This window comes from Marinobacter xestospongiae, assembly GCF_023156385.1.
GTDB lineage: Bacteria > Pseudomonadota > Gammaproteobacteria > Pseudomonadales > Oleiphilaceae > Marinobacter > Marinobacter xestospongiae.
In genome coordinates this window covers 39532-54331 of record NZ_JAKZAK010000020.1, presented here as the reverse complement: position 1 = coordinate 54331, position 14800 = coordinate 39532, and the positions used below count along the sequence as shown (strand labels likewise).

13 protein-coding genes and 1 tRNA gene are annotated in these 14800 nt (G+C 61.9%); 8 read left to right on the top strand and 6 right to left on the bottom strand.

The window, feature by feature from the left end; genetic code table 11:
• Positions 1-44: 44 nt before the first annotated feature.
• Entirely contained in the window at positions 45-1373 is a 1329-nt protein-coding gene (locus MLD24_RS14810) for an alkane 1-monooxygenase (RefSeq protein ID WP_248167522.1), read from the top strand.
• Between the two features lie 229 nt (positions 1374-1602).
• Positions 1603-2658, top strand: a complete 1056-nt coding sequence (locus MLD24_RS14805; RefSeq protein ID WP_248167520.1) for a lipid A-modifier LpxR family protein — start codon at positions 1603-1605, stop codon at positions 2656-2658.
• 14 nt (positions 2659-2672) lie between these two features.
• Here MLD24_RS14805 and rhtB read toward each other — a convergent pair whose 3' ends face one another.
• On the bottom strand, positions 2673-3293 hold the full coding sequence (gene rhtB / locus MLD24_RS14800; protein WP_248167519.1) for a homoserine/homoserine lactone efflux protein: 621 nt from the start codon (positions 3291-3293) through the stop codon (positions 2673-2675).
• Positions 3294-3305: 12 nt separating this feature from the next.
• A complete protein-coding gene (locus MLD24_RS14795) occupies positions 3306-3953 on the bottom strand; it encodes an MBL fold metallo-hydrolase (protein WP_282450667.1) in 648 nt (215 codons plus the stop codon).
• 232 nt (positions 3954-4185) lie between these two features.
• Here MLD24_RS14795 and MLD24_RS14790 point away from each other — a divergent pair, with 232 nt between their 5' ends.
• A complete protein-coding gene (locus tag MLD24_RS14790) occupies positions 4186-5031 on the top strand; it encodes a DUF547 domain-containing protein (RefSeq protein WP_248167516.1) in 846 nt (281 codons plus the stop codon).
• A gap of 33 nt (positions 5032-5064) precedes the next feature.
• Here MLD24_RS14790 and MLD24_RS14785 read toward each other — a convergent pair.
• A tRNA-Arg gene (locus MLD24_RS14785) sits at positions 5065-5141 on the bottom strand.
• Between the two features lie 91 nt (positions 5142-5232).
• On the opposite strand from MLD24_RS14785, the gene MLD24_RS14780 reads away from it, so the two are divergent.
• Positions 5233-5931, top strand: coding sequence for a TIGR04283 family arsenosugar biosynthesis glycosyltransferase (locus MLD24_RS14780; RefSeq protein ID WP_248167514.1), 699 nt, complete (start codon positions 5233-5235; stop codon positions 5929-5931).
• Positions 5918-6589, top strand: a complete 672-nt coding sequence (locus MLD24_RS14775; RefSeq protein ID WP_248167511.1) for a TIGR04282 family arsenosugar biosynthesis glycosyltransferase — start codon at positions 5918-5920, stop codon at positions 6587-6589. Before MLD24_RS14780 ends, MLD24_RS14775 begins: the two co-directional genes overlap by 14 nt.
• 63 nt (positions 6590-6652) lie before the next feature.
• On the opposite strand, the gene MLD24_RS14770 is transcribed toward MLD24_RS14775, so the two are convergent.
• Positions 6653-9514, bottom strand: coding sequence for an insulinase family protein (locus tag MLD24_RS14770; protein WP_248167508.1), 2862 nt, complete (start codon positions 9512-9514; stop codon positions 6653-6655).
• Between the two features lie 20 nt (positions 9515-9534).
• Entirely contained in the window at positions 9535-9834 is a 300-nt protein-coding gene (locus tag MLD24_RS14765) for a hypothetical protein (protein ID WP_227171639.1), read from the bottom strand.
• 487 nt (positions 9835-10321) lie between these two features.
• Between MLD24_RS14765 and MLD24_RS14760 the strand changes: the two genes are divergently transcribed.
• The gene (locus MLD24_RS14760; RefSeq protein ID WP_248167507.1) at positions 10322-12307 is read left to right on the top strand and encodes an SDR family oxidoreductase; all 1986 of its coding nucleotides are present in this window, start codon (positions 10322-10324) and stop codon (positions 12305-12307) included.
• Positions 12308-12533: 226 nt separating this feature from the next.
• Positions 12534-13136: a peroxiredoxin gene (locus MLD24_RS14755; RefSeq protein ID WP_227171637.1), complete on the top strand. Its 603-nt coding sequence runs from the start codon at positions 12534-12536 to the stop codon at positions 13134-13136.
• Between the two features lie 104 nt (positions 13137-13240).
• Here the strand turns inward: MLD24_RS14755 and MLD24_RS14750 are convergent, their stop codons facing one another.
• A complete protein-coding gene (locus tag MLD24_RS14750) occupies positions 13241-13879 on the bottom strand; it encodes a glutathione S-transferase family protein (RefSeq protein ID WP_248167505.1) in 639 nt (212 codons plus the stop codon).
• Between the two features lie 182 nt (positions 13880-14061).
• On the opposite strand from MLD24_RS14750, the gene MLD24_RS14745 reads away from it, so the two are divergent.
• Positions 14062-14604, top strand: coding sequence for a flavodoxin family protein (locus tag MLD24_RS14745; protein WP_248167502.1), 543 nt, complete (start codon positions 14062-14064; stop codon positions 14602-14604).
• Positions 14605-14800 lie beyond the last annotated feature (196 nt).

Genomic DNA, 14800 nt, shown 5'->3' with positions numbered 1-14800 from the left:
TATTGTCAGACAATAAGTCAATTTTGAATAATGGGAGAGAAGTCATGAATGCCAAGGTGTCCCAATCATCCGTTGAGCCAACGGCCGAAACCCTCCAGCCCGACGAGCTTCAGCCGGGGCCGGCGCCGTCTTCGCGGGCTGATTCGCAGGATGGCAGTGACTGGAAGGACCCCAAACGCTACCTGTGGCTGTTGGGGCCGGGGTTGCCGGTGATTGGGCTGGCAGCGCTGACGGGCTACGCCATTGCGCCGAAGAAGCTGCGGGCCCTGGCCTGGACCGGCCCGGCGCTGGTGCACGGCATTATTCCGTCGCTGGACCAGCTGATCGGCGAAGACGCCAGTAATCCTCCAGAGGCTGCGGTGAAGGTGCTGGAGAATGACAAGTATTACGACCGCATCGTCAAGGCCTTCATCCCCACCCAGTACGCCATGACCGTTCTCGGGGCCTGGCTGGCCAGTCGCAAGAAAACACCGCTGGCGGACAAGGTGGGGTTGACCCTGACCGTTGGTGCCATCAATGGCGTCGGTATCAACACCGCCCATGAACTGGGCCACAAATCCAGCAAGCTGAACAAGCTGATGGCGATGGCGGCGCTGGCGCCCACCGGTTACACCCACTTTGTGGTGGAACACAACTATGGCCACCACCGCCGTGTCGCCACCCCGGAGGACCCCGCCAGCAGCCGGATGGGAGAGAGCTTCTGGAAATTCCTGCCGCGCACTGTGCTGGGCGGCATGAAATCCGCGGTGAAGATCGAAAAGGCCCGCCTCAAACGCCGTGGCAAGTCGTTCTGGTCAACGGACAACGAGCTGTTGCAGGGGTGGGCGATGAGTGCCGGCTTCTTTGGTGCCACCACACTGCTTTGCGGCCCACGCGCCGTGCCGTTCCTGGCGGCCCAGGCGGTTTATGGCGCCAGCCTGCTGGAGACCGTCAATTACCTGGAGCACTACGGCCTGAAGCGTCAGCAGGACGACAACGGCAAGTATGAGCGTACCCGTCCCGAACACAGCTGGAACAGCAACCATGTGGTGACCAACCTGTTCCTCTACCAGTTGCAGCGTCATTCCGACCATCACGCCAACCCGACCCGCAGTTTCCAGGCGCTGCGTAACTTCGAGAATGTGCCGGAGCTGCCGGGTGGCTACGCGTCGATGATTATGCCGGCCTACGTGCCGACCTGGTGGTACGAGATGATGGACAAGCGGGTGATCGAGCACTACAAGGGCGACCTCAGCCGAATCAACTGGGACCCGGACCGCAAGGAGGAACTGATGGCCAAGTACCGCGAGTTTGCCGCCGAAGTGGCCGCCCGCCATCAGGCCGGGGATGCGGACAACGCCAGTGTCGAGGAGGACGGTTCGCAGGCAGCCTGACGTTGGCTGCGCTCTCGGCCGAGTCGCTGTCGTGACAGCCTCGCCACCCTCAACCATAGTGACAGTAACGCCGTCGCGTTCGCCAGACGGGACAGCGGGTTCTCCGGGACTCGATGGTGGTGACTGACCGGCCGCAGCGGATGCGTCCGGCCGGCCGGTGGCAGGCTGGCGGCAAGGGGGTGGCAGAAGTGCGGCAGGAAGGCGGCAGGAGTGCGGCGAGAGCGTGGCGATGAAGGCAGCGATTAAGGCGTTGTGGCACGGGGGAATCTGGCTGTTGCTGGCCGCTTCCACCGGCGCGGTCGCTGCCGGCCAGGACGGTGATACCTCGGTGTGGGCGCTGTCGATGGATAACGACCTGTTTGGGCCGGATCAGGACGATCGGGACTTCACCGCAGGCATGGCCCTGACCTACACCGGCCACCGTGGACGACGGTTCTGGGGGCCACTCGATGATGGCCTGGGCTGGCTCGATCGTACCGGGCCGCTGGCAAGCTACCTGCCGGAGGAAGCGCGCAATGTGCCCTCCATCGAGTTGGGTATCTACGGCTTTACCCCGGACCTGATCACCACGTCCCGGGTGGTCCTGAACGACCGTCCTTACGCCAGCCTGCTGTATCTCGCGGCCGGACGCATCTATTGGGACCCGCGCAGTGGCGATGCCTGGACCTCGTCCCTGACCCTGGGCCTGCTGGGGTTGGACCTGTTTGAGGCCGGGCAGCGCCAGACCCACAGAATTCTCAGTAACTTCCGGGCCGAAGGCTGGGACAACCAGGTGTCCGACGGTGGCGAGCCAACCTTCCGTTACCACCTCGGCTACCACGATCTACACGGTCGCAACCAGGGTCGGGGACGGTGGAAGACCACCTATTACCTCTCGCTGGGGTACCTCACCGAGGCGGGCATGGCGCTGAGTTACCGCAACGGCCTGATTTCGTCACCGGACCACCGGTTTAATCCGGAACTGACGGCCTACGGCGAACGCCTCAATGAATCCAGCCTGGGCGTGGCTTCGGGTGATGAGAGTTATCTGTGGGCGGGTGTGGCGCTGAAGGCCCGCGCCTACAACGTCTTCCTGGAAGGTCAGTTTCGCGACAGTCGCCATACCATCGATCGCAGCCGGGTTCGGTCGACGCTGATGGAAGCCTGGGTAGGGTACACCCTGTCGGTCGCCCGGGACTGGCGGCTGAGTTACGTGTTGCGGGCGCAGTCATCGGAAGTGGAAGGTGGCAAGGCCGACCGGGTGATGCTGTGGGGCGGGCTGGTGTTCAGCCATACCCTGCGGTAGATGACCGCCGGCCTTCAGGCGCGGCGGAAACTGGCCAGGGCGACGGCGGCGGCGACAAACAGGCTGCCAAACACCCGGTTCATCAACTGCTGTTTTTCCGGGGTGGTCATCCAGCGGAACAACTGGCTGGCCAAGAGGGCGTATCCCAGCATGACCACGCAGTCCACGACGATCAGCGTCAGCCCCATGATCGCCAACTGTTCCCCGTGCGCTTCTCCGGCGTGCAGGAACTGGGGAAACAGCGCCACCAGAAACACCGTCGCCTTGGGGTTGGTGAGATTGACCAGCGCTGATTGCCAGAACCGGCGGCTGGCAGCCTCGCTGGCGTTCTCGGTATCGCCGGAGGTCACCGGTTTCTCGTGCCATTTCTTCCAGCCCAGCCACACCAGGTAGGCAACCCCCAGCCATTTGATGACGACCAATGCCCAGGCGGACGAGGCCATGATGGCACCAAGTCCCAGTCCCACCAGCAGGATCTGGGCGCCGTAGCCCAGCTGCAGGCCGAGGATTGCCGGCAGGCTGTTGCGGACGCCGTAACGCAGGCCGCTGCTCATGGTATTCACCGCGCCAGCGCCGGGGGAGATGCTGATCAGCACCGCCGCCACCAGGAATGCCAGCCAGACGCTTGTTGTCATGGTTCGCCTCCGTTATCCCCGGTGATCGGCCACAAAGGGATTGCTTTGTCGTTCGGTGCCAAAGTCCGACATTGGGCCGTGGCCTGGAATGAAGCTGACCTGATCCCCCAGCGGGAACAGCTTTTCCCGGATCGACCGGATCAGCGTGGGGTGATCCCCCTTGGGAAAGTCGGTCCGCCCAATGGAGCCATGAAACAGCACGTCGCCGACCAGCGCCAGCTGCGACTCCGGATGATAGAACACCACATGCCCCGGAGTATGGCCGGGGCAGTGCAATACCTTGAGCGTCTGGTTGCCGATCGTCACTTCCTCGCCATCGTCGAGCCAGCGGTCCGGGGTAAACACGTCCGGCTCGGGAAAACCAAACATCTGGCTCTGCATCGGCAGTCCCTTGATCCAGAATTCGTCCTCCCGGTGCGGACCCTCAATCGGCGCAGCGAGCGCCCGCGCCAGTTCGGCGGTGCCGCCGGCGTGATCAATGTGGGCGTGGGTGAGGAGAATCTTCGCCACCGTCACGCCTTCGGCATTGATTGCCGCCTGGATCCGTTCCAGATCGCCACCGGGGTCGACAACGGCAGCCTTCAGGGTGTCCTCGCACCATAGCAGGGAACAGTTCTGTTGGAACGGCGTGACAGGAATAATGCGGTACTTCAGCGACATAACGAAAACCCGGTGTTGTGATGCAGTGATAACGGTGGGGGACCGATCATGGTACTCCCAAGCGCAGCGGTGGAAAACCGGTGATGGGGCATCCGACGCCGGTCGGTGTAACATTCTCTGTCTGGCGGTGTCTGAAGTGACGAATCCGGAGCGTGATGGCGCGTCTGCGATCGCCAAACACCTTAAACCACGGCTCACTCAAGCCGTCTATGCACCTGCGAAAGGAATTCCAATGGGATATCGACAGATTCTGCTCCTGCTCACTGTGCTGCTGGCCTGGCCGGCTGTGAGCGCAGCCGATGTGAACGCCACGGTCTACCGCCATTACCAGGTTCTGCTGTCGGACCATCTGGTGGAGAAAACCCTTCCGGAAAACGGTCTGGTGTCGGCCTTCGACTACGACGCGGCCCTGACTGGCGAGGGGCTGATGGAGCGGCTGTCGGCGCAGAAGCAGGCATTGAGGGAGTTCAACCCAGGTGAGCTGGAAGGCCGTGAGGCGTCAGTGGCGTTCTGGATCAACGCCTACAACTTCTTCATGCTGGCCCAGATCCTGAGCGAGCAGCCGGAGGGGGCTCTGGTGTCGTCCGTCTGGGATTACGGTGGCCGGCTGAATCCCTTTGTTGACAACGTGTTTGAGCGGCAGCGCTTTAATGTGGGTGGACAAAACTACAGCCTCAACGACATCGAGAAGGGCATCTTGCTGGGTCAGGCCTACGCTGACAAAGGCTGGAAGGATGCCCGGGTCCATTTCGCCGTCAACTGTGCCTCGGTTGGTTGCCCACCGCTCAGAGCCCGTGTCTACACCGCCGACAACCTGGAAACCCTGCTCGCGGAAAACACCCGCCGCGCCTTCAACACCGGCCGCCATTTGCGGGTCGAGGGTGACACGCTCTACCTGACCGAACTGTTCAAGTGGTACGAAGACGACTTCATCCAGGCCGCCGGCTCCGAGCAGGCATTCATCAGTCAATGGGCTACCCCTGCCGTAGCCGAGGCAGTGAAGCAAACCGAATCCATCCGCTACATCGATTACGACTGGCGCCTGAACCGGCCGGATAACTTCGAGATTTTGCAGTGAGATACTGGGAGCAAATGGATACAAGAAAATTGATGGTGCCCCCGACAGGAATCGAACCTGTGACCTAGCGCTTAGGAGGCGCTCGCTCTATCCTACTGAGCTACGGGGGCATTGGGGAAAGTCCGCGGTATGATAGCGATACCGGCGGTGGGTCTCAAGGCGCCCGGTGAATGATCGTCGGTGCGGAGGTTGGAGAAAGGTTTGTCGCAACGCTGCAAGGTGAGTGTGGTGATGCCGGTCTGGCGGGAAGCCGCCGGGATTGAGGCGACGTTGCGGTTGCTGCAACCACTTCGTGCCGAGGGTCATGAGCTGATTGTGGTGGATGGCGGCAGCGATGACGATACGGCGGCGCTGGCGCAGCGCTGGTGCGACCGGCTGCTGATTGCTGAGCCGGGCCGGGCGCGGCAGATGAATGCCGGTGCGAAGGTGGCCTGCGGCGAGGTGTTGCTTTTTCTCCATGCCGATACCTGTCTTCCCGATGGTGCGCTGACGCAGGCAGCTGCCGTGGCTGCGGGTCAGCAGGTCTGGGGTCGGTTTGATGTCCGCCTCAGCGGCCAGCGTCCCCTGTTCCGGGTAATTGCGTTGTTGATGAACCTGCGCTCCCGGCTGACAGCCATCGCCACCGGGGATCAGGCGCTGTTCGTCCGCCGGTCTGTGTTTGAGGCGCTCGGCGGCTATGCGGAGATCCCGCTGATGGAAGACGTGGAACTGAGCCGGCGACTGCGGCTGGCGTCCCGTCCCCGGTGTGTCCGCCCTCCGGTGATCACCGACAGTCGCCGCTGGGAACAGCAGGGCGCCTGGCGGACCATCCTGTTAATGTGGCGGTTGCGCTGGCGCTACTGGCGCGGCGAATCGCCGGAATCCCTTGCACGAGCCTACCGATCCGATGTCCGACACTGAGAACCCTCGTCCCGAATGCGCGTCGCCCGAAGCGGTGGTCATGCAGTTTGCCAAGTGGCCGGTGCCTGGCCGGGTAAAGACCCGACTCAGCCCCCTGCTGGGGGATGAGGGCGCGATGAACGCCCATGTCCGGCTGTCGCGGCGGGTGCTGGCGAACCTGGCGGAGGCCAGGCTGCCCCTGCAATTCTGGTGGGACCGCGCCCTGGTGGCGCCTCCGGTGGCGGCCGGCCCGATTCTGGCCGACCTGGAAACCCTGGGAGTCAGCCAGTGCATCCAGCAGGGCAATGACCTCGGGCAGCGAATGCACGGCGCCCTGGAACTGGCGTTGCAGCGGCATGATAAGGCCGTGATTGTGGGCAGTGACTGCCCGTCAGTGGAGGCCCGCTATGTGCAGGCGGCCCTGGCACTGCTGGATCGGCACGATGTGGTCATGGGGCCTTCGGACGACGGTGGTTACGTGTTGCTGGCGGCAAAACGGACGGTGCCGGCCATGCTCGATGACATCGAGTGGGGCAGTGGGCGGGTTCTGGTGCAGACCCGTGACCGGCTCGACCGGCTGGGGTTGAGTCATGCCTGCCTGGAGCCGCGCTGGGATGTCGACGAACCGGAGGATTGGCAGCGATTTCTGCGGGAGCTGGCGGAAGCCCCGGAGGGGTGAGCGTTTCGGGGAAGAACGGCTGGTGATACCGGGGCGTCATCCTGGGACGCCCCGGTATGTCGATCAGCTGGCAGGCACCGCCGGCTGACTGGTGAGTTGCTCCACCAGTTGCTGGATGGCCTTGGACTGGTCGTCGCTGGGCTGGTCGGTGGAGACCGCCCGCAGGGCCCGGGCGCGCTCCAGCAAGGCCCGACGGAAGGTCTGGTGCAATTCCTCCGCCGAAATGGCCTGCACCGCATCGGCCAGGCGCTGACGTGAGTCGAAACTCAGCTGCTCCCGGTCAATTTCCCGCCAGAACCGCTGTGAGGCATCGCCCAGCTTGCGGTCCTGATCCAGCAGGCCACTGATCACCGCCTGTTTCTCCCGCGCCAACTCGGTTTCGGTCAGTTCCGTCAGCTGTTGATCGAAGGCTTCGGTGAAGTCGGTGACGGCCACCTCGATGTCATCTGCCGAGGCCTCCGGTGACTGCACCACCAGCCCCAGAGCCGGGGTTTCCAGCATCTCAAACGACGTGGCGTAGACGATGTAGCCGAGCTGTCGGCGGGTACGGATTTCCTCGTAGAAGGGACTGCCGATCACCTGGGCCAGCAGGCGGAAGCGGGCGCGCTCGCGGAAGCTGCTGTCTTCGCCCTGGCTGTAGAGGGTGTAGCCGGTATCCGGGTGCTCGATGGCCACCGCAGCTTGGGTTTCACCGTCGGGCAGGGCACGGACGCTACGACTGGCAACCTGCGCCGGTCGGGTATCGGTCAGCAGCAGCGCATTCACCAGCGCCGCCAGGTTCAGGGCCGAGGCTTCGGTGACGTTGCCGTGCACCATCAGCACCGGATCGAGCGCCCGGGTAAAGCGCTGGGCATAGGCCTGCAGTTCCTCAAAGGTGACCGCTTCTGCTGCGGCAATCTGGGCGTCGGTGGGCCAGGCACCCTGGATCAGGCTGGTCTGGATGAAGTCTGCCAGTTGCTGAACCGGGCGGGCCTGGGCCTTGTTGCGTAGGGCGTCCAGCAGGTTGCGCCGGGCAATGGCAAACCGCTGTGGGTCCAGGGTGGGGTTGGCGATCTGAGGCAGGATGCGGGTGAGCAGGCGATGCTGCTTGTCGTTGTAGCCGCCAATTCGCAGCGTCAATCCCCGCAGGTGGGCATACAGGCTGTAGTCGAGCCCGGCCAGCCGGGCGGGGTAGGCCCAGGCATTGAGGTTGGTCTTGATGGCGTCCACCAGCAGCTTCGACAACACCGCGTCGCGGGCGGTATCCCGGGCAACTGGCGAGCGCAGGCTGAGAAAGACGTTGGCCTTGGGCGTATCAAAACGGGTGTCGCGGGCGTACCAGGTGGTCAGCAGATCGTCACTGGCAATGATTTCCGGCTGATCCATGGTCTCGCCGGCCACCAGTTCCAGGTTTTCCGGCAGGAAGGGATTGGGTTCCGGCAGTGCCAGTTGATCGGCCATCCCGGCCGGTGTGGTCAGTGCTTCGGTATCCAGCGGAACCAGTCGGTAGGGGGTGTCGTACCAGGCGGTGGTCGGGGCATCGTCGCCCAGGTCCTGCTGCGACAGCTCCGACACCAGCACGTTGTCCGGGGTCAGCTGGTTCAGTACAGCGCGGTACCCTTGCGGGTCATAGCGCTCCATCATCCAGGGCGCCCGCAAGACATCTTCCGGGGCAACGTGGCGCAACTCCATCGACAGCCGGGTGACCCGGTGTATCGGCTCCTGCTTCTCCTGGAAACGGAAATTGATGGTGGCCTGTTGCTGCATTTCCTCAAAGCGCTGTTCGGAGATGCCGTGCTGCCGCACCTGGTCGATGTAGGCGAAGGTCAGGCCGAGGATGTCATCGCGATGCTCCAGACCCTTGGGTGTCAGCGACATGTTGAGCTCCAGGGTGGCCTGGTGACCGTCATCGGTACCGGAACCGGCGGACAGGGACTCCACCCAGCCCGCGGTCTTGAGCACATCGAACAGACTGCCCGGACCTTCGTGCCCCAGCAGGGAGGCGACGTAGCTGGCAGGCTTGGTGCGGTAATTGGCGATCTGTGACGCAATCGGGAAAGACAGGGTCAGGGTGCGGAGGTCCCGCAGGGCCTCAACCTGCAGCAGAGCTGGCAGATCGCCGTCCCGGAACATCGATGGGTAGTCACGGCTGGTGCCCAGTTGATGGTTCTCGATGGCGCCAAAGCGTGGCAGGACCATGGCCTCCAGTTGGTCGAGGGTCTGGGGGCCGTACACCGCCAGGGTCATCCGGTCGGCGGAGTAGTGCTCGCGCCAGAATTGCACCAGGTCAGGCCGCAGCGGGTTGGTTTCGGTGTCTTCCAGGGTGGTCATGTTGCCAACGGAAAAACCGGTGTAGGGATGGTCCGGATTGAAGGCCTCTTTCTTGGCGGCGTGAAAGCGACGACCGTCTTCCCGCATTTTGGCGGTGAACTCGGAGTGCACCGCCCGCCGTTCCCGTTCCACCAGATCGGCGGTGAACAGCGGTGCGGAAAACTGCTGGGCAAAGCGGTCAAGCGCCGGCTGCAGGTGCTCGGCCTGTACATCGAAGAAGTAGTTGGTGTCCCGGAACGCAGTGAAGGCGTTGTGATGGCCGCCGTGGCTGCTGATGAACTGCTGGTATTCGCCCGGTTCCGGGTATTTTTCGGTACCCAGGAACAGCATGTGCTCAAGGAAGTGGGCGAGGCCGGCGCGATCTGCGGGATCATCACCACTGCCGATGGCCACGTTCAGCGAGGCGGCGGCCTTTTCTGAACCTGGCGCGGAAACCAGCAGCACTTGCAGGCCGTTCTCCAGGGTCAGGTGACGGTAGTGGTTGCGATCGTTACTGCTTTTGACCGGCGTCTGCGCGGCCAGGGTAGGGGAGGTCAACAGAGTCATGGTCAGGGTCAACAGCAGCCAGCGTAGGGCCCGGGGCAGGCCCGGGGTGAAAAAGGCGGTTCTCGGCATGCTCGGCTCTCGCGATCAGGTCAGTGGATGATGGCGTTGCGGGTGCTTTCCGGTTGCTGGTCCAAGGTCTTGCGCGCCAGCTTGGCGGCGGCATCGGCGTCCAGCTGGCCGGAACCAATGCGCTCCAGCACTGAAGCCATCACCGCGACAGACTGGCGATACTCGGCGAACTCGGCCTGGAAGGCGTCGTCGATGGCCTGGTACACCGCCTGGATTTTCTGCTCCCGGGAACTGTCTCCGGCGGCGGTGTCGTTGATGGCTTTCAGGCAGGCCCGGGCGATGGCGATATAACGTTGGGCGTTGGGATCTTGCTGGGACATGTCGGTATCCGTCGGTTGCAGGTAGTCGGGAATGTGATGCCCCGGATTATCGCACTGCCGGCGGGGGCTTGCATGTCTGGTTTGTAATGGCGTGGCGGGTGGCTGCGGTCAGCGCCTGCTGCTGTGCTAGTCTCTGGCAATGTGCCTGGTGGATGTCACCGTTTCAGCGGTGATCCCGGGCTCTGGAAGTGTGCAGTGTGTCACAGGGATGTAGAGCAGATACTCTATTCAAATCAATAAGATAAAAGAGTAAAGACTCTAATAAAGTGGAATACTTGTCAGTCATACTAAAGTACAATCCTACTCGTTTTGGGGCGCCTAACCCGGTTGCTGCACTGGTGCCGGCTACGCGTGACGCCATGGCAGCCCTGAACAGCAAGGACATAACAACAGAATCAATGGAGTGAGGTGGTGAGGCCTGAGGGCGTCCGAGCCGGAAGCTGACCAGGCGAACCTTCCCGCACTCCCCAAGCAGGATGGACAAGCTATGAATTACTTTTTGACGGGTGGTACCGGCTTCATTGGTCGTTTTCTGGTGGAAAAACTGCTTGCCCGAGGCGGCACGGTGCACGTGCTGGTGCGGGAGCAGTCCCAGGACAAGCTGGAGCGTCTGCGGGAACGTTGGGGTGCCGATTCGGATCGGGTGAAGGCGGTGATTGGTGATCTTTCCCGTCCCGGTCTGGGCATTGCCAGTGCCGAACTGGAAGCGCTGCGGGGCAAGGTGGATCACTTTTTCCATCTGGCGGCGGTCTACGACATGGGCGCCGACGAAGATGCCCAGCAAACGGCCAACATTGAAGGCACCCGTCATGCCCTGGAGGCGGCTGAGCAGATGCAGGCCGGCTGCTTTCACCACGTCTCCTCCATCGCTGCGGCGGGGCTTTTCAAGGGCACCTTCCGCGAAGACATGTTCGAGGAAGCGGAAAAGCTTGACCATCCTTACCTGCTGACCAAGCACGAATCCGAACGGGTCGTGCGTGAGAGCTGCAAAGTGCCGTTTCGGATCTACCGCCCGGGAATGGTGATCGGCCATTCCAGCACCGGTGAAATGGATAAAGTGGACGGCCCCTACTACTTCTTCAAATTGATCCAGAAGATCCGCCACGCCATTCCCCAGTGGGTGCCGACCATTGGCATTGAAGGCGGCCGCCTGAACATTGTGCCGGTGGACTTTGTGGTTGATGCGCTGGATCACATAGCCCATGCCGAAGGTGAAGATGGTCAGTGTTTCCATCTGGTGGACACCGACCCCTACAAAGTGGGTGAGATTCTCAATATTTTCTCCGACGCCGGCCATGCACCGCGGATGGCGATGCGGATCGATTCCCGCATGTTTGGCTTTGTGCCGCCGTTTATCCGCCAGAGCCTGAAAAATCTGCCGCCGGTCAAACGCCTGACGGGCGCGGTGCTGGACGATCTGGGCATTCCGCCTTCGGTGATGTCCTTTATCAACTACCCCACCCGGTTTGATGCCCGGGAAACCGAGCGGGTGCTGAAGGGCTCCGGCATCGAGGTGCCCCGGCTGCCGGATTACGCACCGGCGATCTGGGACTACTGGGAACGTCACCTGGACCCGGACCTGTTCAAGGATCGTACCCTCAAGGGTACGGTCGAAGGACGGGTGTGTGTGGTCACCGGTGCCACGTCCGGTATTGGTCTGGCCACGGCCCGCAAGCTGGCCGAAGCCGGTGCGGTGCTGGTGATTGGTGCCCGCACCAAGGAAAAGCTGGATGAAGTGGTGGCGGAACTGGAAGAGCTGGGCGGCAACGTCCACGCCTACCAGTGTGATTTCGCTGACATGGACGACTGCGACCGGTTCGTCAAAACCGTGCTCGACAACCACGGCAAGGTGGACGTTCTGGTGAACAACGCCGGCCGTTCCATTCGTCGTTCGCTGGCGCTGTCGTTTGACCGCTTCCACGATTTTGAGCGCACCATGCAGCTCAACTACTTCGGGGCCGTGCGGCTGATCATGGGCTTTGCGCCGTCGATGCTGGAGCACAACCGGGGCCATGTGGTGAACATTTCCTCCATTGGTGTCCTCACCAATGCGCCCCGCTTCTCATCCTACGTCGCCTCCAAGTCGGCGCTGGATGCGTTCAGTCGCTGTGCGGCGGCAGAATGGTCGGATCGCAACGTTACCTTCACCACCATCAACATGCCGCTGGTGAAGACGCCGATGATCGCGCCCACCAAGATCTATGACTCGGTGCCCACCCTGACGCCAGAGGAAGCGGCGCAGATGGTGGCAGACGCCATCGTCTATCGGCCCAAGCGCATCGCTACCCGCCTGGGGATCTTCGCCCAGGTGCTCCACGCCCTGGCGCCGAAGATGGGTGAGATTGTGATGAACACCGGTTACCGGATGTTCCCGGATACCGCCGCGGCGGCTGGCACCAAATCCGGCGAGAAGCCCAAGGTGTCCACCGAGCAGGTGGCGTTTGCGGCCATCATGCGGGGGATCTACTGGTAACGGCGGGCAATTCAACCGGCTGTAAAGAAACCCCGGCGCTGGCGTCGGGGTTTTTTATTGGCTGTTTGCTGCCTGACGTTCATCACGCTGTGACAAAACCCTCGGTATAGTGCGCCGATGACGGGTTGAATTTGCAGTCGTCTGCCGCAATATCCCCGTAGCAACAGATCATTACGCCGGGCTGGACCCGGCAACACCCCAACTCAGATCATATGGAGATCACACCATGGGCGTACTCGTAGGCAAACCGGCTCCCGACTTTACCGTTCCTGCCGTACTGGGCGATGGCAGCATCGTCGATGAATTCAACCTGGCGGATACCATCAAGGGCAAGCCGGCAATCATCTTCTTCTACCCACTGGACTTCACCTTCGTGTGCCCGTCTGAACTGATTGCCCTGGACAAGCGCATGGATGCCCTGAAAGAGCGTGGCGTGGAAGTGATCAGCGTATCCATCGACTCCCACTTCACCCACAACGCCTGGCGTAACACCCCGGTCAACAATGGCGGCATCGGCCCAGTGAAATACACCATGGCCGCCGACATGAACCACGACATCAGCAAGGCCTATGACGTGGAATCCGAAGGTGGCATGGCGTTCCGTGGCGCCTTCCTGATCGACAAGAACGGCATCGTACGTTCCCAGATCATCAACGACCTGCCACTGGGCCGTAACATTGACGAGCTGGTGCGTCTGGTTGATGCCCTGCAGTTCCACGAAGAGCACGGTGAAGTGTGCCCGGCTGGCTGGAACAAGGGCGACAAGGGCATGAACGCGTCTCCCGAAGGCGTGGCCAAGTACCTGAGTGAGGAAGTTGAAGGCCTGTAAGACAGGTTTCGGCTGACTCAGAGAACCCCGCTTCGGCGGGGATTTTTTATGGCGTCAGAAACAGGGCTGAGCTTTCAGTCACACTGGATCACCAATCTGGCGACTCAGTCCGCCGCTGCGAAGTGTGCCATCTGGTCGGCGTAGGCTTTTTTGAAGGCCGGCCGCGCCGTGGCCCGACACACGTAGTCGTGGCAGTGTGGAGCCTCGGCCAGGCCATCGAACCGGTCAACCAGTCGTAACACATCGGCCATCAGGATATCGGCAATCGAGAAGCCACCAGTAAGCCAGTCACGGTTGGCCAGAATGCCTTCCAGATGCTCCAGGCGAGATGCTAGAAACCCCTCCAGGACGTCGCGCCCGGGGGTGCTTTCCTCGTCGCCGGAGAACTTGTAAAGGGACCAGGGCAGGGTGGCCATCTCAACCGAATTGAGAGCGGCAAACACCCACTGGATCGCATCGCTGCGAGCGGCCGGGTCGGATGGCAGCAGAGTTTCACTGCGTTCACCCAGGTGGAGCAGGATGGCGCCCGTCTCGAAGATCGACTGATCGCCATCGGTCAGCCAGGGAGCCTGACCAAACGGATGGTGGGCAAAATGTGCCTCGCCCCGTTCGCTGAAGGGTGTGGATTCCACCCGATAGGGAAGTCCGGCCTCTTCCAGTGCCCAACGCACGCGTAGATCCCGAACATACCCACGGGGAATGTCGGGCACCCAGTCGAAGGTGGTCAGAATCAGTTCGGTCATACAGCGTCTCCCTTCGCTTGCACCGTTTTGTTGAGGTTCCGGCAGTATGGTTGGAATTTCGCTGGCGGGCCAGGTGGAGTTGGGATGTTTGCCCGATCTGCGGGCATGCTGATAAAGGCTCTTGACCTCAAGTTGGCTTGAGGTCCTAGGCTGTGCCTGACTTGATCTGAGAGGAAGGCGAAATGAACCCGCATGTCATCATTTTTTCCAGCGCGAGACCCGATGGTAATACCCGCCAGGCCGCAGAGACTCTGGCTGGCAAACTGGACGCCAGGGTCATTGTGCTCAACGACTATCGTATCAATCCCTACCGTTACGACCTGCCGGACCAGGCCGATGATTTCAGGCCCCTGGTCACCGAGTTGCTGGCTTTCAAGCATTGGGTGTTTGCCTCCCCGGTTTACTGGTACAACACCACACCGCAGATGAAGGCCTTCTTTGATCGCCTGACCGAGTACATGGATCCGCCCGAGCTGCGGGAACAACTGAGGCAACTGCGCCGAAAACAGGCGTCTTTGCTGTCAACCAGCTACACCAAGCATGCGCCCCATGCCTTTGTGGACCCGTTCATCCATACCGTAAATTATCTGGGAATGGAGTTCGTACACCACTATCACGCCCGCGACAAAACCCCTGATGACGTTCGTCGACAACCGGCTCCCGGGCAGGCTTGGTGGCGGAAGCTCCCGGCGCTGGTTGACCGCAGGGCGGCCTGGGTGGAGTAGAGCCAAAGTGGAATGGGGCGCGGCTGTTGCAGGAAGTCCGTGCTCTTAGGCATTACAATGCAGACGTCATCGCCGCCACAGGGTAGGTGCCGGCATTAGATCCGATAAAGCGTTCGATCATCATGCAAGAGAGCAGGGAGGTGGTAGTGATATCCAGAGAACAGGCAGACGACGTTGCCGAAGCGATACTGGAGCC